The organism is Micromonospora sp. CNZ297 (assembly GCF_007827625.1).
The window spans coordinates 129,487-147,588 of record NZ_VISU01000006.1; the positions used below are offsets into that span (position 1 = coordinate 129,487).

At 72.3% G+C, this 18,102-nt stretch carries 17 protein-coding genes; 9 read left to right on the forward strand and 8 right to left on the reverse strand.

Annotation, left to right across the window (positions count from 1 at the left end; all coding sequences use genetic code 11):
- Positions 1 to 235: 235 nt before the first annotated feature.
- Both FB454_RS13620 and FB454_RS13625 read right to left on the reverse strand, forming a co-directional pair.
- The gene (locus FB454_RS13620) at positions 236 to 1,018 is read right to left on the reverse strand and encodes an SAM-dependent methyltransferase (RefSeq protein WP_071097636.1); all 783 of its coding nucleotides are present in this window, start codon (positions 1,016 to 1,018) and stop codon (positions 236 to 238) included.
- The gene (locus FB454_RS13625) at positions 1,018 to 1,782 is read right to left on the reverse strand and encodes an SDR family NAD(P)-dependent oxidoreductase (protein WP_013288784.1); all 765 of its coding nucleotides are present in this window, start codon (positions 1,780 to 1,782) and stop codon (positions 1,018 to 1,020) included. The genes FB454_RS13620 and FB454_RS13625 overlap by 1 nt, the downstream gene beginning before the upstream one ends.
- A 171-nt stretch (positions 1,783 to 1,953) precedes the next feature.
- On the opposite strand from FB454_RS13625, the gene mshA reads away from it, so the two are divergent.
- The 3 genes from mshA (at position 1,954) to FB454_RS13640 (ending at position 5,006) form a co-directional block, all read left to right on the forward strand.
- Positions 1,954 to 3,315, forward strand: a complete 1,362-nt coding sequence (mshA, locus tag FB454_RS13630) for a D-inositol-3-phosphate glycosyltransferase (RefSeq protein ID WP_013288783.1) — start codon at positions 1,954 to 1,956, stop codon at positions 3,313 to 3,315.
- Positions 3,316 to 3,360: 45 nt separating this feature from the next.
- Complete coding sequence (locus FB454_RS13635; protein ID WP_013288782.1) at positions 3,361 to 3,894, forward strand: type III secretion system chaperone family protein; 534 nt, start codon at positions 3,361 to 3,363, stop codon at positions 3,892 to 3,894.
- 287 nt (positions 3,895 to 4,181) lie between these two features.
- Complete coding sequence (locus FB454_RS13640) at positions 4,182 to 5,006, forward strand: hypothetical protein (RefSeq protein WP_486485420.1); 825 nt, start codon at positions 4,182 to 4,184, stop codon at positions 5,004 to 5,006.
- A gap of 390 nt (positions 5,007 to 5,396) precedes the next feature.
- On the opposite strand, the gene FB454_RS13645 is transcribed toward FB454_RS13640, so the two are convergent.
- Positions 5,397 to 6,647, reverse strand: a complete 1,251-nt coding sequence (locus FB454_RS13645; protein ID WP_145823025.1) for an MFS transporter — start codon at positions 6,645 to 6,647, stop codon at positions 5,397 to 5,399.
- A gap of 80 nt (positions 6,648 to 6,727) precedes the next feature.
- Positions 6,728 to 8,053: an MDR family MFS transporter gene (locus FB454_RS13650; protein ID WP_071097640.1), complete on the reverse strand. Its 1,326-nt coding sequence runs from the start codon at positions 8,051 to 8,053 to the stop codon at positions 6,728 to 6,730.
- Between the two features lie 151 nt (positions 8,054 to 8,204).
- Between FB454_RS13650 and FB454_RS13655 the strand changes: the two genes are divergently transcribed.
- Entirely contained in the window at positions 8,205 to 8,972 is a 768-nt protein-coding gene (locus tag FB454_RS13655; protein ID WP_013475136.1) for a phosphoglyceromutase, read from the forward strand.
- 98 nt (positions 8,973 to 9,070) lie between these two features.
- Here FB454_RS13655 and phoU read toward each other — a convergent pair whose 3' ends face one another.
- The gene (gene phoU / locus FB454_RS13660) at positions 9,071 to 9,715 is read right to left on the reverse strand and encodes a phosphate signaling complex protein PhoU (protein ID WP_013288777.1); all 645 of its coding nucleotides are present in this window, start codon (positions 9,713 to 9,715) and stop codon (positions 9,071 to 9,073) included.
- A 200-nt stretch (positions 9,716 to 9,915) separates the two neighbouring features.
- On the opposite strand from phoU, the gene FB454_RS13665 reads away from it, so the two are divergent.
- The 3 genes from FB454_RS13665 (at position 9,916) to FB454_RS13675 (ending at position 13,525) form a co-directional block, all read left to right on the forward strand.
- On the forward strand, positions 9,916 to 11,208 hold the full coding sequence (locus FB454_RS13665; protein WP_486485416.1) for a sensor histidine kinase: 1,293 nt from the start codon (positions 9,916 to 9,918) through the stop codon (positions 11,206 to 11,208).
- A gap of 21 nt (positions 11,209 to 11,229) precedes the next feature.
- Positions 11,230 to 11,913, forward strand: coding sequence for a response regulator transcription factor (locus FB454_RS13670; protein WP_030272198.1), 684 nt, complete (start codon positions 11,230 to 11,232; stop codon positions 11,911 to 11,913).
- A 1,039-nt stretch (positions 11,914 to 12,952) separates the two neighbouring features.
- The gene (locus tag FB454_RS13675) at positions 12,953 to 13,525 is read left to right on the forward strand and encodes a hypothetical protein (RefSeq protein ID WP_145823026.1); all 573 of its coding nucleotides are present in this window, start codon (positions 12,953 to 12,955) and stop codon (positions 13,523 to 13,525) included.
- A 58-nt stretch (positions 13,526 to 13,583) separates the two neighbouring features.
- On the opposite strand, the gene FB454_RS13680 is transcribed toward FB454_RS13675, so the two are convergent.
- A complete protein-coding gene (locus FB454_RS13680) occupies positions 13,584 to 14,390 on the reverse strand; it encodes a DUF3109 family protein (RefSeq protein WP_145823027.1) in 807 nt (268 codons plus the stop codon).
- 74 nt (positions 14,391 to 14,464) lie between these two features.
- Between FB454_RS13680 and FB454_RS13685 the strand changes: the two genes are divergently transcribed.
- Positions 14,465 to 15,409, forward strand: a complete 945-nt coding sequence (locus FB454_RS13685) for a Ppx/GppA phosphatase family protein (protein ID WP_013475139.1) — start codon at positions 14,465 to 14,467, stop codon at positions 15,407 to 15,409.
- Positions 15,410 to 15,484: 75 nt separating this feature from the next.
- On the forward strand, positions 15,485 to 16,291 hold the full coding sequence (locus FB454_RS13690; protein ID WP_013288771.1) for a sugar phosphate isomerase/epimerase family protein: 807 nt from the start codon (positions 15,485 to 15,487) through the stop codon (positions 16,289 to 16,291).
- A 57-nt stretch (positions 16,292 to 16,348) separates the two neighbouring features.
- Here FB454_RS13690 and FB454_RS13695 read toward each other — a convergent pair whose 3' ends face one another.
- Entirely contained in the window at positions 16,349 to 16,915 is a 567-nt protein-coding gene (locus tag FB454_RS13695; protein ID WP_013288770.1) for a CGNR zinc finger domain-containing protein, read from the reverse strand.
- Positions 16,916 to 16,934: 19 nt separating this feature from the next.
- Entirely contained in the window at positions 16,935 to 18,101 is a 1,167-nt protein-coding gene (locus FB454_RS13700) for a glutathionylspermidine synthase family protein (protein ID WP_013288769.1), read from the reverse strand.
- Between the last annotated feature and the right edge of the window lies 1 nt (position 18,102).

Below are 18,102 nucleotides of genomic sequence, written 5' to 3' on the forward strand. Positions count from 1 at the left end.
TGCCCCGCCTCACCCCCGCACGCCCTCGCGCGGCCCCGCCCGCCTCACCCCCGCGATCTTGCACTCCCGGCCCTCGATTCAGGCGTTTTGACCTGTTTTACCGGGGCGGCAAGTGCAAGATCAACGCGCCGTGAGAGGGCTCGGCGGGGCTCGCCGAGGGCGGGGCTTCGAGGAAGGGCGGCTAGCGGCCAGCGGCCAGCGGGCGCGGCGGGCGACTAGCGCGGGTGCGGTGCGGTCAGCGGGGGGCTACGGCGGGCCAGGGGAGCGTCAGGTAGCCGTGGCGCCACGTGCGGGGGTTGCCCCGGACCGGCCAGCCTGACTCCTTCACCGCCTCGACCGTCCGCAGCCATCGTTGCCGAGGACCGAACGGGGCGTAGCCGGCGGCCGAGCGCCACGCCTGTTCCAGCGCCTCGATCAGGTCGTGGACGCGTTCACCCGGAACGTTGCGGTGGATCAGCGCCTTCGGCAGCCGTTCGGCGAGCGTGGCAGGGCTCTCCAGCGTGGTCAGCTTCGCCGACAGCGTGAGCGTGCGCGGGCCGGTGGCGTCGAGCAGCACCCAGGAGCCGAGCCGCCCCAGCTCGTCGCAGGTGCCCTCGACCAGCAGCCCGCCCGGCGCGAGCCGCCCGGTGACCGTGTGCCAGGCGTCGGCCACCTCGCTCTCGTCGTACTGGCGGAGCACGTTGAACGCCCGCACCAGCGCGGGACGCAGTCCGGCCAGCTCGAAGCCGCCCCTGGCGAACGTCAGCCCGGGCGGGTCGGCGGCGGGGCGGGCGGCGGCGACGCGTACCGGATCGATCTCCAGGCCGACCACCCGCACGTCGGCGCGGACCCCGGCCGCGAGACGGGCCCGCAGTTCGACGGGTGTGACCGGGGTGGCGCCGTAGCCCAGGTCCACCACGAGCGGGTCGGCGGCGGCTCGCAGCGCGTCGCCGCAGGTCTCGACGATCCAGTTGTCCACCCGCCGGAGCCGGTTGGGGTTCGTCGTGCCCCGGGTGGCCACGCCGAGCGGACGCTCCATTAGGACGTCCGGTGCACCTTGTGCTGCGCGGCCTGTGCCAGCGGGCGGACCACGAGCTGGTCGATGTTGACGTGGTGCGGGCGGGTCGCGCACCAGGCGACGCAGTCGGCCACGTCGTCCGCAACGAGCGGTTCGGCGACTCCGGCGTAGACCGCCTCGGCCCGGTCGGTGTCACCGCCGAAGCGCACCAGGCCGAACTCCTCGGTCTTCACCATGCCGGGGTCGATCTCGATCACCCGGACCGGGCGGCCGCACAGTTCGAGCCGGAGCGTGCCGGCGATGGCGGTCTGGGCGTGCTTGGCGGCCGTGTAGCCGCCGCCGCCCTCGTAGACCACGTGCCCGGCGGTGGAGCTGACGATCACGATCGTGCCGGCGCCGGAGCGTTCCAGCGCCGGGAGCAGCGCCTTGGTGACGCGCAGCGTGCCGAGCACGTTGACGTCGTACATCCATTGCCAGTCGCCCACGTCGGCCGTCTCGACCGGGTCCAGGCCGCGGGCGCCGCCGGCGTTGTTCACCAGCAGCGTGACCGGCCCGGGCGCGGCCTCGGCGGCGGCGGCCAGGCCGGCGACCGACTCGTCCGAGGTCACGTCGCAGGCCACCGCTGTCGCCGCACCGCCGGCCGCCTCGATCTCCGCCACGAGCGCGGCCAGCCGGTCGGTACGCCGGGCGGCGGCCAGCACGTGGAATCCCTCGGCGGCGAGCCGGCGGGCGGTGGCCGCACCGATCCCGCTGGACGCCCCGGTGACGATGGCGACTGAAGTCATCCGGTCATTGTCTCCCGTCGCCGGGCCGGGCGGCGGGATGAGGTCCGTCACGCCCGGGACCCGGCGGAAAGCATTTCCGTACCCCGATGGGGAAGATGACATCCGGCACACGGGTTGACCGAGAAGCGCCGGTCGTGCGGGACGGCATCAACCGTGACAGAGGGAGCGGACGTGGCGGATTTGCACACCGGTGTCGGTCGTCAGCGAGGTGCCCTTCCGTGGCCGCGGCCCCGCCGTATCGCCACCCTGTCGGTGCACACGTCGCCGCTGCACCAGCCCGGCACGGGTGACGCGGGCGGCATGAACGTCTACATCCTGGAGGTTGCCCGGCGGCTGGCCGAGGCCGACGTCGAGGTGGAGATCTTCACCCGTGCCACCGCCGGTGACCTGCCCCCGGTGGTCGAGGTGGCGCCCGGCGTATCCGTCCGGCACGTCACCGCCGGACCGCTGGAAGGGCTGACCAAGGAGGAACTGCCGGGTCAGCTCTGCGCCTTCACCGCTGGCGTGCTGCGTGCCGAGGCGGCCCGCCCGCCGGGCCACTACGACCTGATCCACTCGCACTACTGGCTCTCCGGTCAGGTCGGCTGGCTGGCCAAGGAGCGCTGGGGCGTACCGCTGGTGCACACCGCGCACACCCTGGCGAAGGTCAAGAACGCCCGCCTCGCCGTCGGAGACCGTCCCGAGCCGAAGGCCCGGGTGATCGGCGAGGAGCAGGTGGTCACCGAGGCGGACCGGCTGGTCGCCAACACCCGGGTCGAGGCCCGCGACCTGCTCGACCGGTACGCGGCCGAGCCGGACCGGGTGGCGGTCGTGGAGCCCGGCGTCGACCTGGACCGGTTCCGTCCCGCCGCGGGCGACCGGGACGCCGCGACCCGGGCCGCGCGCCGCCGGCTCGGCCTGCCGACCGACGGGTACGTGGTCGCGTTCGTCGGCCGGATCCAGCCGCTGAAGGCGCCGGACGTGCTGGTCCGCGCCGCCGCCGCGCTGCGCGAACGGGATCCGGCGCTGGCCGGCGAGCTGACCGTGGTGATCTGCGGCGGTCCGAGCGGCACCGGCCTGGACCGGCCCACCGCGCTGATCGAACTCGCACACGCGCTCGGCATCGCCGACCGGGTGCGTTTCCTCCCGCCGCAGACCGGCGCGGACCTGCCCGCCCTCTACCGGGCCGCGGACCTGGTCGCGGTGCCGTCGCACAACGAGTCGTTCGGGCTGGTCGCGCTGGAGGCCCAGGCGTGCGGCACGCCGGTGCTGGCCGCCGCCGTGGGCGGCCTGGTGACCGCGGTACGCGACGGCGTCAGCGGCATGCTCATCGACGGGCACGACCCGGTCGACTGGGCCCGCGCGCTGGCCCGGCTGCTGCCCGATCCGGTACGCCGTGCCGCGCTGGGCCGCGGCGCCGAGCGGCACGCCCGGGACTTCTCCTGGCACCGCACCGCCTCCGGCCTGCTCGCGGTCTACGGGGAGGCGATCACCGAGCACCGGGCCCGGCTGGCGCGGCGGTGCGGCGACCCGGCCCTGCTGTGCTCCTGGTGATCCGCCACCCGGCGGCCCCGGTACGCCGGTCGTAGAGTGGGTGCGATGAGCCGCAGGAGTGAGGTCGCCGCGCTGATCGAGTCCGTCTGCGCGGAGCGTGAGCTGGAGTGGGAGTCCACCGGCGAGGCGTCGTACGCGGTGACGCTGCCCGGCACGCACAAGCTCAAGACGATCTGCAACCTGATCGTGGGTGAGCACGCGCTGCGGGTCGAGGCGTTCGTGATGCGGCAGCCCGACGAGCGCCGCGAGGAGCTGTGGGCCTGGCTGCTCCAGCGCAACGCCCGCATGTACGGCGTCTCGTTCTCCATCGACTCGGTCGGCGACGTCTACCTGACCGGGCGGGTCAACCTGGCCGGGATCGACGCCGACGAGCTGGACCGGCTGCTCGGTTCCGTGCTGACGTACGCCGACGAGTCGTTCGACAGCATGCTGGAGATCGGCTTCGGCACCGCCATCCGCCGGGAGTGGGAGTGGCGGGTCAAGCGCGGTGAGTCGACAGCCAACCTGGCCGCGTTCGCGCACCTCTTCGAGCCCTCCGCCACTGCCGGATCGTCCGCCGGAGGTTCGGAGCCCTCCTGACGGGTATGCCGCCCCGCGCGGTGCGGAGCACTGGGACCCACCGCGGGCCGAGGACGGACTGTCGAGGAGCGTGTCCCATGGCTCAGCGCAACAGCTCAGGTCGCGGCACGACTGCGACCCGGACCAAGCGGCAAACCGGCAATCAGACGCCGAACACCCCGAGGGTGTCGGAGTCGGCGATCTCCCGGATGAAGGTCGACGACCTCCGCAGCCAGCTCAAGCGGCGCGGGGTCTCGGGGATCTCCGCGCTGCGGAAGCCGGAACTGGTGAAGACCCTGGCGCGGACCATGCGCGGGGAGGGCGGCGCCGCCCGGCGGAGCACCGGCCCGGCCGGCCGGCCGTCGGCGACCCGCAAGAGCACCGCCGCCAAGAAGACCACTGCGGCGAAGCGGACCACGTCGGCCCGCCGCAGCGCCACGTCGCCGGCGAAGGCCGCGCCGGCCGCACGCGCCACCGGCGCCAGGGCCAAGGCGACGGGTACGCGCAAGGCGGCGCCCGCCCGAGCGAAGGCGACCTCGTCCCGCGCGAAGACGGCCTCGTCCCGCGCGAAGGCGACGCCGGCTCGGGCCAAGGCGGCTCCGGCGCGTGCCAAGGCCGCCCCGGCTCGCGCGAAGGCGGCTCCGGCTCGGGCGAAGGCCGCTCCGGCTCGGGCGAAGGCGGCTCCGGCTCGCGCGAAGGCGGCCCCGTCGCGGGCCAAGGCGGCGCCGGCTCGGAAGACGTCGTCCGCCCGGGCGCAGGCGGCGCCGACCCGTGGGCCGGCGTCCAGCCGGTCGATCGGATCGTCGCAGCTCATCACGTCCCTCGCGGACCGGCCGGAGCGTCCGGGCCGGAGCCTGGTCACCCGTAACCACGAGGTGATCCAGCGCTGGGCGAGGGCGCGGGGTGCGAAGCCCGCCACCATCGCGGGTACCGAGCGCGAGGGCCGGCCCGGGGTGCTGACGTTCAACATCCCCCGGTACCGGGAGAGCAGCCGGATCCGCGAGATCACCTGGGACGACTGGTTCCGCACGTTCGACCTGCGGCGGCTGAACCTGATCTACCAGGAGCAGATGCGGGACGGCCGGCAGAGCAACTTCTTCCGGACCGAGAACCCGAATCGCGAGGACGGCTGAGGTTTGCGGGAATGGCCGACGGGAACCCGGTGTTTGCCATTCCAGGGACGACAACACGGACAGCCGGGTTTCCGACACGGGCGCTGTGACGGGCAAGACAGCGATCTGGGTTGAATCCGGAATCCGGGCGAACTAACTTTATTGCACCGCGTCACGCTTGTTTACGTTCGGGGGAGCGGTGGATCGATCAGATCCGCGCAGGCGAGACGCGAAGATCGGGTGGAGCACGCCGTTGGGGGACGGTGCCACCCGTGGAACCGGCGGCGCGAGCGGGCGACGCTTACGGGGGTGAGTGTCGCCCGCCGCCGCCGGGCGTACGGTACGAGCGCCCATCTCGACGGGGGTCGAGGTGGGCGCTCTGCCGTTGTCTCCCCGAGCCCTCAGCAGCCCTCAGCGAACGGATTCGACCGGTTTCGCCGCCGCTGCCCGCAGCGCGGCGACCCGCCGCTCCCGGCGCGGTCCGGCGAGCAGGTGCCCGGCGGCGGCGAGCAGGCCGAGCGCGCCCACCACCAGCCAGTGCCGCTCGCCCAGGTGTTCCAGGCTGAGCCCGCCGAGCGCCGGCGCCACGAACGACGCGGCCGGGAACGTCAGGTAGAACACCGACTGGTAACGGGCGCGCAGGTCGGGTGGCGCGAGGTCCGCGTTGATCTGCGCGTTCGGCGGCGCGGCGAGCATCTGCCCGACCGTCCAGACCACCGCCGCGCCGAGGTAGAGCGGCAGCCCGTCGGCCGCTGTGAGCGCGCCGAACCCGAGCGCCATCAGGCCGGTCGAGACGGCCAGCACGCTCGACTTCCGGTACGGCTCGATGAGCCGGGGCACGAACAACTGCCCGGCCACGATGAGCGCCCCGCCGAGCGCCACCACCAGCCCGTACGCCGACGGGCGCAGGCCGTCCTCGCGCATCGCCAGCGGCATGATCGTGGAGGTCTGCATGGTCAGCACGGCCAGCAGGAACGTCAGCCCGACGAACACCAGGAACGTGCGGTCGGTCAGCGCGGTGTGCAGCCCGGGACGGCGTCCCACCACCGCCCGTGGTGTGAGCGCCGGCCGCCGGGTGAGCGTCTCCGGCACCTTCAGCGCGATCACCACCGCCGCGGCCAGCGTGGCTCCGGCGTCGACCAGGAACAGCGCGGTGAAGCTCGCCTCGGCGAGGATGCCGGCCAGCAGCGAGGCCACCGCCATGCCCAGGTTGAACGCCCAGAACTGCAGGTTGAACGCGCGGGAGCGGCGCGCCTCGGGCACCACGTCCACGATGGCGGCCACGAACGCCGGGCTGGGCATCGAGTGCGCCACTCCGACCAGCGTGGCGAGTGCGGCGATCACCGCCAGGTGCGTGCTGAACGCCAGCGCCGCCATCAGCCCGGCGGCGGCGAGGTGGGCGGCGAGCAGCGTGGCCCGCCGTCCCCACCGGTCGGCCAGTACGCCGCCGAGCAGCGTCCCGGCCGCGCCGCCGATCCCGTACGCGCCGACCACCAGCCCGGCCAGCGACGGCGGGGCGCCCCGCGCGGCGGTCAGGTAGAGCGACAGGAACAGCAGCGCGAACGCGCCCGCCCGGTTGATCAGCAGACCGGACCAGAGGTACCAGAACGTGGCTGGTAGTCCGCCGGCTGTGTCGTCCCACCAGCGCCGCAGGCCGCGCACCCGTCCTCCAGGAAAGTTTCCTTACCGATTCCTTCCCGTACCGTATCCACCCGCCTTCGGGCGGCCGCGTCGGGGCGTACTCAGGAACCGGCCCGGACCGGCGCGGCGGGTGCGGTCGCAGCGGCCTCGGCCGACTCGGGCGCCGGGGAGGCGGTGACGGTGACCGGCGTGACGGGCGTGCCCACGGCGCGCAGCGCGACCGCGCGGCGCTCCCGGGCCGGGCCGGAGATCAGGTGGGCGACCGCCGCCACGACGCCGATGCCCGCGCAGCCGAGCCAGAGCGTGCTGTTGCCGGCGTTCTCCCGGACCAGGCCGCCCAGGATCGGCGCGGCGGCGCCGGCGAGCTGCCAGGACAGCGAGAAGACGCCCTGGTAGCGCCCGCGCAGCGCGGCCGGGGACAGCTCGGCGATCAGGGTGGCGTTGGACGGCGAGTTGAGCATCTCGCCGACGGTCCAGATCAGCACGGTGAGGCCGTAGAGCCAGACCGTGTCGGCGAACGCGGTGAGCCCGAACCCGGCGCCCATCACCAGCGCCGCGAGGGCCAGCACGTGCGAGCGGCTGCGGCCCTTGATGAGCCGGGGTACGAACAGCTGGCCGACCACGATGAGCACGCCGTTCAGTGCGATCACCGAGCCGTACGTGGCCGGGCTGAGCCCGGAGTCGCCCATCGCGATCGGCAGCATCGAGATGTGCTGGAGGAACACCAGCGCGGCGAGCAGGTTGAGCGCGACGAAGCCGAGGAACACCCGGTCGGCGAGGATGGTGCGCAGCGCCCCCGCCGGCGCCGGCATCCCCTTGACCGGGAGAGCGGTGACCGGGCCGCGGGTTTCGCCGACCTTGGCGAAGATGATCAGCGCGGTCACGAGTGTGGTGGTCGCGTTCACCAGGAACAGCAGCAGGTAGCTGCCCTGGGCGGCGAAGCCGGCGAGCACTGCGGCGCAGGCGAAGCCGAGGTTGATGGCCCAGTAGTTCAGCGAGAAGGCGCGCAGCCGGTCCTTGTCCGGCACGACGTCGACCATCATGGCGCCGAAGGCGGGGCGGGCCGCCTCGGCGAACGCGCCGAGCAGCAGCGCGCCGACTGCGACCGCCCAGAGCGGGCGGGCGAAGCCGAGCGCGATCATCATGCCCGCCGCGCCGACGTGCGCGGTGAGCAGCGTGGGCCGCCGTCCCCAGCGGTCGGTCAGGGTGCCGCCGATGGTGGTGCCGACCGCGCCGCCGGCGCCCCAGAGGCCGATCACCAGTCCGGCCTGGGAGGCGGAGAAGCCGCGTTCCTGGGTCAGGTAGATGGCCAGGAAGATCAGGACGAACGAGCCGAGCCGGTTGATCAGCGTGCCGGCCCAGAGGTACCAGAACGTCCGTGGCAGGCCACCGGCTGTGTCCTGGAACCAGCCCCGTACCGTCCGCATCCCGACGCCCCCCGCTTGGTAATGACCGACCTCTTTAAGACGCCTTACAACCTAGTGCCGGCCCGGAGCCGTGGTCATCAGGTTTTCCACGTGGTGGTCGTCACCACAGGTCGCCGCGTGTCCGCCCGCGCCGTACGGCAGGATGATCGGCATGACTGCGAGCGAGGGGCCCACCGTCGGGACGCTGGTCCTGCTGCGGCACGGCGAGAGCGACTGGAACGCCAAGAACCTCTTCACCGGCTGGGTCGACGTCGACCTGACCACCAAGGGGGAGACCGAGGCGCGGCGCGGCGGCGAGCTGCTGCGCGAGCACGACCTGCTGCCGGACGTGGTGCACACGAGCCTGATGCGCCGAGCCATCCGCACCGCCGAGCTGGCGCTGAACGCCGCCGACCGGCACTGGATCGCGGTACGCCGGTCGTGGCGGCTCAACGAACGCCACTACGGCGCCCTGCAGGGCAAGGACAAGAAGCAGACCCTCGACGAGTACGGCGAGGAGCAGTTCATGCTCTGGCGCCGCTCGTACGACACGCCGCCGCCGCCGATCGACGACGCGGACGAGTGGTCGCAGGTCGGCGACCCCCGGTACGCGCTGCTGCCGACCGAGCTGATGCCGCGCACCGAGTGCCTGAAGGACGTCGTCGACCGGATGCTGCCCTACTGGTACGACTCGATCGTGCCGGACATCCTGGCCGGCCGGACGGTGCTGGTGGCCGCGCACGGCAACTCGCTGCGCGCCCTGGTCAAGCACCTCGACCAGATCTCCGACGACGCGATCGCCAAGCTGAACATCCCCACCGGCATCCCGCTGCGCTACGACCTGGACGCCGACCTGCGCCCGCAGGTGCTCGGCGGGACGTACCTGGACCCGGACGCGGCGAAGGCTGCCGCCGCCGCGGTCGCCAACCAGGGCCGCTGAGCCTGGGTGTAAGGAAGGGCCCCTTTTTAACGTCTGCGGTAAAGGAAGGGCCCCTTATTAACACTCAGTGTTAATAAGGGGCCCTTCCTTGCACAGGGTCAGGCGGACGTGGAACCGGTGATCAGGTAGACCACGTGCTCGCCCGCGTTCACCGCGTGGTCGGCGAAACGCTCGTAGAAGCGACCCAGCAGCGTCGCGTCGATCGCCGTCTCCACCCCGTACGGCCAGTCGTCGCCGAGCAGCACGCCGAACAGGCTCTTGTGCAGGTCGTCCATCGCGTCGTCGTCGCTGTCCAGTTCGGCGGCCACGTCGGCGTCCGGCTTGGCCAGCACCGAGCCGATCTTCTCGGCCATCCGGTCGGCGATTCCGGCCATGTCGGTGAAGACCGGCCGCAACTCGGCCGGCACCGCCGGGGAGGGGTGGCGGCGCAGCGCCGTCTTCGCCACGTGGTCGGCCAGGTCGCCCATCCGTTCCAGATCGGCTGCCACGTGCAACGCGGTGATCATCGCCCGCAGGTCGGAGGCGACCGGCGCCTGCCGGGCCAGCAGGTCACAGACCCGCTCCTCCACGTGCCGGTAGAGGTCGTCGATCTCGGCGTCCCGCGCGATCACCGTCTCGGCGGCCGTCCGGTCGGCGGTGAGCAGCGCCTTGGTGGCCTGCCGCATGGCCGCGCGTACCGCCTCGGCCATGTCCACCAGCAACTGGCTGACAATCTGCAGGTCGGCCCGGAACTCGTCGCGCATCGTCACTTCCTGGGGTCGGTGGCCGCCACCCGAGGGGGTACGGCAGGAGCAGGTGCGCGCCCCACGCTAGGCCGAACGGTCGGCACCAGGGTGAACGCGGATGAACGACGCGGGGCCCACAGGTGAACTTTGCCGAAAGCGAGAGTGGTTCGTCCCTTTGTGCCCGATACCCGGGTTAACAATGACCCTACGATCGCCGGGTGGAATGGGCGGTGGCCGTCGTGGTGGCCGGAGCACTGGTGACCGGACTGGTCGCCGGGGCGCTGCTGTCCGGACCCGTTGACGAATGGCGGCGCCGCCGGGCGTCGCGGGGCGGCGGGCTCCTCCGTCGTGACGCAGGGAGGACGACCATTCCGGACGACCAGCAGGGGGGCCTATCCGGGCTCGGCCGCAAGACGATCGACTCGCTGCGCGCAGGCGTGGTGGTGCTCGGCCCGGACGACGTGCCGGTGCTGGTGAACCCCGCCGCCCGGGCGATGGGACTGCTCCGTACCGGGGCGACGCCGGGGTCGATCGCGGCGCACCCGTTGATCCGTACCCTCGCCGGGCAGGTCCGCCGCACGGGCGTGCGGCGCGATATAGAGCTGGACCTGCCCCGGGGCCGCGACAGCGGCGGGGACAACCCGCTCGGCGTGCACCTGCGGGCGATGGGACTGGGCTCCGGCTACATCTCGATCGAGGCGGTCGACGTCACCGAGTCGCACCGTCTCGCGCGGGTACGCCGGGACTTCGTCGCGAACGTCAGCCACGAGCTGAAGACGCCGATCGGTGCGCTGCAACTGCTCGCCGAGGCGCTCGTCGACGCCACCGAACCGGCCGCCGACGGCGCGCCCGACCTGTCCGAGGACCTGGTCGCCGCGCGGCGGTTCGCCGAGCGGATCCAGCACGAGTCGACCCGGCTCGGCCGCCTCGTGCAGGAGCTGCTGGAACTGACCCGCCTCCAGGGCGCCGAACCGCAGCCCGCGCCCGAGCCGGTCTCGGTGGACTGGGTGCTCGCCGAGGTCGTCGACCGGACCCGCACCGCGGCCACCGCGCGCCGGGTGGAGATCGCCGTGGGTGGGCAGCGGGGCCTGACCGTGTACGGGAGTGACAGCCAACTCGCCACCGCTGTGGCGAACCTGGTGGAGAACGCCATCAACTACTCCGGCGAGGACACCACGGTCCGGGTGACAGTCACCGGCACCGAGGAACACGTCGAGATCGCCGTGGCCGACCAGGGCATCGGCATCGCCCCGAACGAGGTCGACCGGATCTTCGAGCGCTTCTACCGGGCCGACCAGGCCCGCTCCCGGTCCACCGGCGGCACCGGCCTGGGCCTGGCCATCGTCAAACACATCGCCAGCAACCATGGCGGCCGGGTGGACGTGTCGAGCACCCTTGGTGGGGGGTCGACGTTCACTCTCCGGCTGCCCGCACGCCCCCCGGACGACCTGGAGGCGACACTCGCCTCCGCTGGGATCGAGGCCGGCCCGGCCGAGCTCCGGCAGGTCTGACCACAGGAAAGGAAACACCCGTTGAGCCGCGTACTGGTGGTCGAGGACGAGGAGTCGTTCTCCGACGCCCTGTCCTACATGCTCCGCAAGGAGGGGTTCGAGGTCTCCGTCGCCGCGACGGGCCCCGCCGCCCTCACCGAGTTCGACCGGACCGGCGCCGACATCGTGCTGCTCGACCTGATGCTGCCGGAGATGTCCGGTACCGAGGTCTGCCGGCAGCTCCGCCAGCGCTCGCACGTGCCGATCATCATGGTCACCGCGCGGGACAGCGAGATCGACAAGGTGGTCGGCCTGGAGATCGGCGCCGACGACTACGTGACCAAGCCGTACTCGCCGCGCGAACTGGTCGCCCGCATCCGGGCGGTGCTGCGCCGGCAGAGCGCCGAGTCGAACGAGACGGGCGCGCCGACGCTCGCCGCCGGCCCGGTCCGGATGGACATCGAACGGCACGTGGTGACGGTCGGCGGCGCTGGGGTGCAGCTCCCGCTCAAGGAGTTCGAGCTGCTGGAGCTGCTGCTGCGCAACGCCGGGCGGGTGCTCACCCGGGGTCAGTTGATCGACCGGGTCTGGGGTGCCGACTACGTGGGCGACACCAAGACGCTGGACGTGCACGTGAAGCGGCTGCGCTCCAAGATCGAGCCGGAGCCGTCCGCCCCGCGCTACATCGTCACGGTCCGGGGCCTGGGCTACAAGTTCGAGCCCTGACCCCCCTCCCCCGGCCGCCCTATCCCGCCACCCCTCGCCGATCTTGGAGTTGTGGCGCCACGACATGCCCGCTTTGGCGCGCTTCGCGAGGCACCACAACTCCAAGATCGCCGGGTCGGCGCGGGACGGTGGTCAGCTCCCGCCGATCCCCGGCCAAGACCTGCCCAAGCCCTCGGCCCCACCCGCCGATCTTGCACTTAGGTACCCGGCAAACCGCGTGAATGGGACACCTGAAGGGCTCGAACTGCAAGATCGCGCAGGCGAGCCGCGCGGCGCTTCACTCCCGCCCCCGAGCCGGCCCCGGGGGCGCGTCGATCATGAACTTGGCGGCGGTCGGTGTCCGTTTTGTCGCCGCTAACCTCATGATCGAGGGTGGGGCCGAGCGCGTGAACCTCGTGTCGTGTCGGGCGGCAGGGTGGCGGCTGCCGTGCGGGGTGCCCCCACCGGGCGATCATCGCGCTGGGCTCGGCGCCTGATCCCGACTCCCGGTGGAGTGGTGCTGGCGGTGCTGGGGGTGCAGGTGGTGCTGGTGGGAGGGTCCGGGGGGTGCGGCGAGGTGCGGGGCGCGGGAGTGTCGTGCCGGTTTGGGCGGGGGTGTTCGGTTCGGGGGTGGTGGGTGGCACTCTGGGAGTGGAATCGCGGGCGGGTGGGTGGCGTTGTATCCGGGTGAACGACCGAGCGAGGCGCGCCCCGCGAGCGGGGTGGCATCTGCAAGGCCTCGGGAATCATCCCGGGGCCGCTGGTCGTTGAGTACGGTTCCGGCGACGTGAGCCGCGGGGAATCATCCTGGCCGGCTGGTCGTTGAACACGGGTTCCGACGACATGAACCCCCGCGCCTGCTCTCCGGAGGCGTGTGGCGCCCCCGGGAATGATGGCGGGTGGCGGGTCGTTGAACATGCTTCCGGCGCCGCGACGAGGCACCCCCCGGCCCTCGCGAGCAGCCGGATCCCCCGAAGACTTTTTTGAGCGCCTGACGGTGCTCGCACCCGCGCCGACCCCCCTGTCGGTGTGGGCGTCGATCCCCCGAATGGAGCCCCCCATGAACACGATCCTGGCTAAGAGCATTCTGGGTGTTGCTGGTCTGGCTTTCACCGGTGGCGTGTTCGCCGGTCCGGTGGCTGCTCACGCGGCGGACACCACCCACACCAAGTCGGTTGCGGTGACGGTGCAGGGTGACAAGCTGATCCCGCATGGTGTGCAGGGTGAGCAGTCGCGCATCGACCTCAACGACGAGCAGATCAAGAACGTGAAGGCGATCATTGCGGCGACGAAGAAGGCCGGTATGGACGAGCGTGCCGCGGTCGTGTCGATCGCGACGGCGTTGCAGGAGTCGAAGCTGGAGAACCTCGGCCACCTCGGTGACCGTAACGACCATGACTCGCAGGGCCTGTTCCAGCAGCGCCCGTCGAGCGGTTGGGGCACGGTGGAGCAGATCACCGACCCGGAGTACTCCACGACGGCGTTTCTGAAGGGTCTGAAGCAGGTCGACGGCTGGCAGGACATGCCGCTGACCAAGGCCGCCCAGACCGTTCAGGTGTCGGCTTACCCGGACCACTACGCCCAGTGGGAGCAGCAGGCCGCCGACCTCGTCGCCCAGCACTGGAACAGCTAAGACGAACAAGTCAGACCAAGCTGAAGGCCGGCACCCCGAACCAACGGGGTGCCGGCCTTCACTCGCTTGCGGGGTGCGGGGCGATCTGACCCTGGCGCTGCCGGGCGGCGCAGAGTTCGGCCAGCTTCGCGTACGCGGGCGCGCCGATCAGCGCGGTCAGCTCCGGCCCGTACGAGACGTACATCGGCTCGGCGCCGACGTGCGCGTCGGTGGAGGACGTGCACCACCAGTCGAGGTCGTGCCCGCCGGCGCCCCAGCCGCGCCTGTCGAACTCGGCCAGCGTGGAGACCAGCACCTTCGTGTTGTCCGGCCGCTTGTGCCACTCCTGGTCGCGGCGTACCGGCAACTGCCAGCAGACGTCCGGCTTGTACTCCAGCGGGTGCACGCCGTCGCGCAGCGCCTGGGCGTGCAGCGCGCAGCCGCCCCCACCGGGGAAGTCGGCGTCGTTGAGGAACACGCACGGGGCGTCCACGTCGCGGGTGGCGGTACGCCGGGCCGGCGTCTTGCCGTCGACGGTGTCGTTCTCGGTCCAGTTCTTGAAGCCGCGCCGGAAGTGCTGCCACGTCTCCGGCGTCAGCCGCTTCACCGCTGCCCGGACCCGCTTCTCGTCGTCGGAGTCGGTGAAGAACGCGCCGTGCGAGCAGCACCCGTCGGCGGCGCGTCCGGCGATGATGCCGTGGCAGCCCTGACCGAAGATGCACGTCCAGCGGGACAGCAACCAGGTCAGGTCGGCGCGGACGACGTGCTTCGCGTCGGCCGGGTCGACGAACTCGATCCACTCCCGTGGGAAGTCCAGCCCGACCTCGCGGCTGCGCGGGTCCTCGGGGTCGTCCACCAGCACGTGAAGCTCGATCTGCCCTGTCACTCGGACCAGCGTACGCGCGGTGACCCCGCCCGGCCGCCGAGCCGACGAAACGTGTTGGCCCTAGGGTCTTCCCCATGCGACTGGGTGTCCTCGACGTCGGTTCCAACACGGTGCACCTGCTGGTGGTCGACGCCCACCACGGCGCGCATCCCTGGCCGGCGCACTCGGAGAAGGTGGTGCTGCGGCTGGCCGAGCAGATCGGGCCGGACGGCGCGCTCACCGACGGCGGCGCGGACGGCCTGGTCAAGGCGGTCGGCATGGCCCGGGCGGCGGCTGACGGGCTGGGCGCCGAGGATCTGCTGGCGTTCGCGACGAGCGCGGTCCGCGACGCCACGAACGCCGCCGACGTGCTGGCGCGCGTCCGCGACGAGACGGGCGTACGCCTGGAGGTGCTCTCCGGCGCGGACGAGGCGCGGATGACGTTCCTGGCGGTGCGGCGGTGGTTCGGCTGGTCCGCAGGGCGGCTGCTGGCGATGGACATCGGCGGCGGCTCGCTGGAGCTGGCCGCCGGCATCGACGAGCACCCGGACGTGGCGATCTCGCTGCCGCTCGGCGCGGGGCGGCTCAGCCGGGAGCGGCTCGCCGTCGATCCGGCCGGCACGGCGCCGCCGTCGGCCGAGGCCGTGGAGGAACTGCGGGCGTACGTGAACGCGCAGCTCGACCCGGTGGTGGAGCAGTTGACAGCGGTGGGCTGGGAGCGTCCGGTGGCCACCTCGAAGACGTTCCGCACGCTGGCCCGGCTGGCCGGCGCCGCGCCTTCGGGTGCGGGTCTGTGGGCGCGCCGCAGCCTGACCCGTACCGGCCTGCGGCAGGTGCTGGGGTTCATCAGGCACATCCCGCCGGCCCAGTTGCCCGAGCTGGAGGGGGTGAGCGCGCAGCGGGCCCACCAGCTCCTCGCGGGCGCGGTGGTGGCGGAGGCGGTGATGCGGCGCCTCGACGTGGACTGCGTGGACATCTGCCCGTGGGCGCTGCGGGAGGGCGTCATCCTGCGCCGGCTGGATCAGCTCGCGCCGATGTGACAGTACGAGCGCTCTGGGTTGCTTTGCGCTTGCTCGTCCCGATGCTCGCTGGCGGTTGGAGCTACCCTCGGAGGTGTGACTTACCGCGTTCCGGTGCTCCTGTCCACGTCCTCGGTCTTTCCCGAACGGACCGCGGCGGCGTTCCAGCTCGCCGCCGAGCTCGGCTACGACGGCATCGAGGTGATGGTCTGGACCGACCCGGTCAGCCAGGACGCGGGCGCGCTGCGCGGCCTCGCCGAGCACTACGGCGTCCCGGTGCTGTCGGTCCACGCCCCGTGCCTGCTCGTCACCCAGCGGGTGTGGAGCCCCGACCCGTGGGAGCGGCTGCGCAAGGCCGCCGAGCTGGCCGAGACGCTGGAGGCGCCCACTGTCGTGGTGCATCCGCCGTTCACCTGGCAGCGTGACTACGCGCGTACCTTCGCCGACGGGCTTGACACGATCGCCGGGCAGTTCGGCGGCCTGCACTTCGGGGTGGAGAACATGTACCCGGTGCGGATGGCCGGGCGGCAGTTCGTCCCGTACGCGCCGGGCTGGGATCCGACCGAGATCGGGTACGCCTCGTACACGCTGGACCTGTCGCACTGCGCGGCCTCGCACACCGACGCGATGGCGATGGCCGACCGGATGGGTTCCGGGCTGGCGCACGTGCACCTGGGCGACGGCACCGGCGAGGGGCGCGACGAGCACCTGGTGCCCGGTCGCGGCGGTCAGCCCTGCGCGGAGATGCTCCGCTCGCTCGCCGGGCGGGGGTTCACCGGCTCGGTGGCGGTGGAGGTGACCACCCGGGGCGCGAAGAGCCGCGCGGTCCGCGAGGCGGACCTGCGGGAGTCGCTGGAGTTCGCCCGGGCCAACCTGACCGCGCCGTCGCCGGTCGACGTCTGACCGGCACGCGCCGCCCCGGCCGCCGTTCGAGCAAGGGCGGCCGGAGCGCTGCGGAGGTCAGCTCACCGGGGACAGCGGCTGCGCCGGGACGGCCTGCTCGCCGACCGCGGCCCGCTTGCGGGCCCGGTGCGCTGCCACGTGGGAGCGGGTGGCGCAGCGCTCGGAGCAGAACCGCCGGCAGCAGTTGGACGAGGTGTCCAGGTAGACGTTGCCGCAGCGGTCGTCGGCGCAGACCCCGAAGCGGGCGCTGCCGTACTCGCACAGCCACACCGACAGGCCCCAGACCGCGCCGGCCAGGTATTCGGAGGAGACCGACGCGCCCCGGCTGGTCACGTGCATGTGCCAGTCGGAGGAGTCGTGCCCGGAGATGCGCGGCTGCACCGGGAACGCCTCCAGCATCGCGTTCAGTTCGGAGACCGCGTCGGCGTCCCGGCCCGAGGTGCCGTACTCGAAGACGTCCCGGAGGCGTTTCTGCGCCCGCCGGAAGATCGCCAGGTCCCGTTCCGCGACCTCGTCGCGCATCCAGCCCTGCTCGTCCGAGAAGACGGCCCGCAGGCCGTCCAGGTCGTCCAGCCGGGCGTTGACGAGCTCGACCCCGGTCCGGGCGTACGCGTCGAAGTTCACGACACCAACGGTAGACGACTCAGAGCACACGCGGTGCGTCGATGTAGTGGGGCAGGAACCGCGCGTAACCGTCAGTGATGAGGCTCTCGCTCTCACGGACCCCGGCGCCTGCCGACTCGCCGTCCACGATCCAGCTGCCGAGCACCGTCCGGTTGCCCTCGAACTCGGGCAACGCGCGGAACTCCTGGAAGCAGAAGCCCTCGTCGCCATAGATCCCCGGGTTGGTGATCTCCGTGTCGCCGGTCACGATCCGTACCGAGCCGCCCTCGCGGCCGAGCAGCGGCTTGGCCACGTACTCGGTCATGCCGCGCGGCGAGTCCAGGTACGCGGGCAGCAGGTAGTCGTGCCCCGGGTACATCTCCCAGAGCACCGCCAGCAGCGCCTTGTTCGACAGCAGCAGCTTCCAGGCCGGCTCGATCCAGGTGGTGGGCGTGCCCGGGTCGAGCGCCGGCCGCCCGTACGGCTCGGCCAGCATCCACTCCCAGGGGTAGAGCTTGAAGCAGGTGGTGATCGGCCGATCGTCGGCGTCGACGAAACGCCGCCCGTCCCAGCCGACCCGCTGGATCGGCATGAGCGTCACGTCCAGCCCGGCCTGGCGGGCCGTCTCGGCCAGGTAGCCGGCGGTGATCTGGTCCTCGCCCGACTCCTCCTCGGAGGACCAGAGCACGTGTGCCCTCGGCTCGTGCAGGCCGGCGCCGATCTTGGCCCACGCGCCGACCAGCCGTTCGTGCAGGCTGTTCCACTGGTCCGCGTCCGGGCGGGTGTGCTCCAGCCAGTACCACTGCACGATGCTCGCCTCGACCAGCGCGGTCGGGGTGTCGGCGTTGTACTCCAGCATCTTCGGCGGTCCGCTGCCGTCGTACCAGAGGTCGAACCGGCCGTAGAGCGTCGGCGGGGACTCCCGCAGCGAGCGGGCGACCGCCTCGGCGGCCCACTCGGGGATGCCGAACTCGGCGTACCGGCGGCGGGCCACCACGTGCTCGGCGGCGGCCACCGACATCCGGTGCAGTTCCTCCGTGGCCTCCTCCAGCCGGAGCACCTCGTCGAGCGTGAACGAGTACGCCGCAGTCTCGTCCCAGTACGACATGATCTCGCCGTCGGGCAGCTCGGTGTCCACGTACACCAGGCCCTGGGCCCGGATGGTCTCGTCCCAGCCGGGGCGCGGCGTGCTCGCCTCGCGGCGCACG

Coding starts and splice junctions, on each gene's coding strand:
- FB454_RS13625 (WP_013288784.1), bottom strand. CDS start 1,782: ATGACTTCAGTCGCCATCGTCACCGGGGCGTCCAGCGGGATCGGTGCG.
- phoU (WP_013288777.1), bottom strand. CDS start 9,715: ATGCGCGACGAGTTCCGGGCCGACCTGCAGATTGTCAGCCAGTTGCTG.
- FB454_RS13640 (WP_486485420.1), top strand. CDS start 4,182: ATGCGCGGGGAGGGCGGCGCCGCCCGGCGGAGCACCGGCCCGGCCGGC.
- FB454_RS13620 (WP_071097636.1), bottom strand. CDS start 1,018: ATGGAGCGTCCGCTCGGCGTGGCCACCCGGGGCACGACGAACCCCAAC.
- FB454_RS13635 (WP_013288782.1), top strand. CDS start 3,361: ATGAGCCGCAGGAGTGAGGTCGCCGCGCTGATCGAGTCCGTCTGCGCG.
- FB454_RS13655 (WP_013475136.1), top strand. CDS start 8,205: ATGACTGCGAGCGAGGGGCCCACCGTCGGGACGCTGGTCCTGCTGCGG.
- FB454_RS13685 (WP_013475139.1), top strand. CDS start 14,465: ATGCGACTGGGTGTCCTCGACGTCGGTTCCAACACGGTGCACCTGCTG.
- FB454_RS13675 (WP_145823026.1), top strand. CDS start 12,953: ATGAACACGATCCTGGCTAAGAGCATTCTGGGTGTTGCTGGTCTGGCT.
- FB454_RS13650 (WP_071097640.1), bottom strand. CDS start 8,053: ATGCGGACGGTACGGGGCTGGTTCCAGGACACAGCCGGTGGCCTGCCA.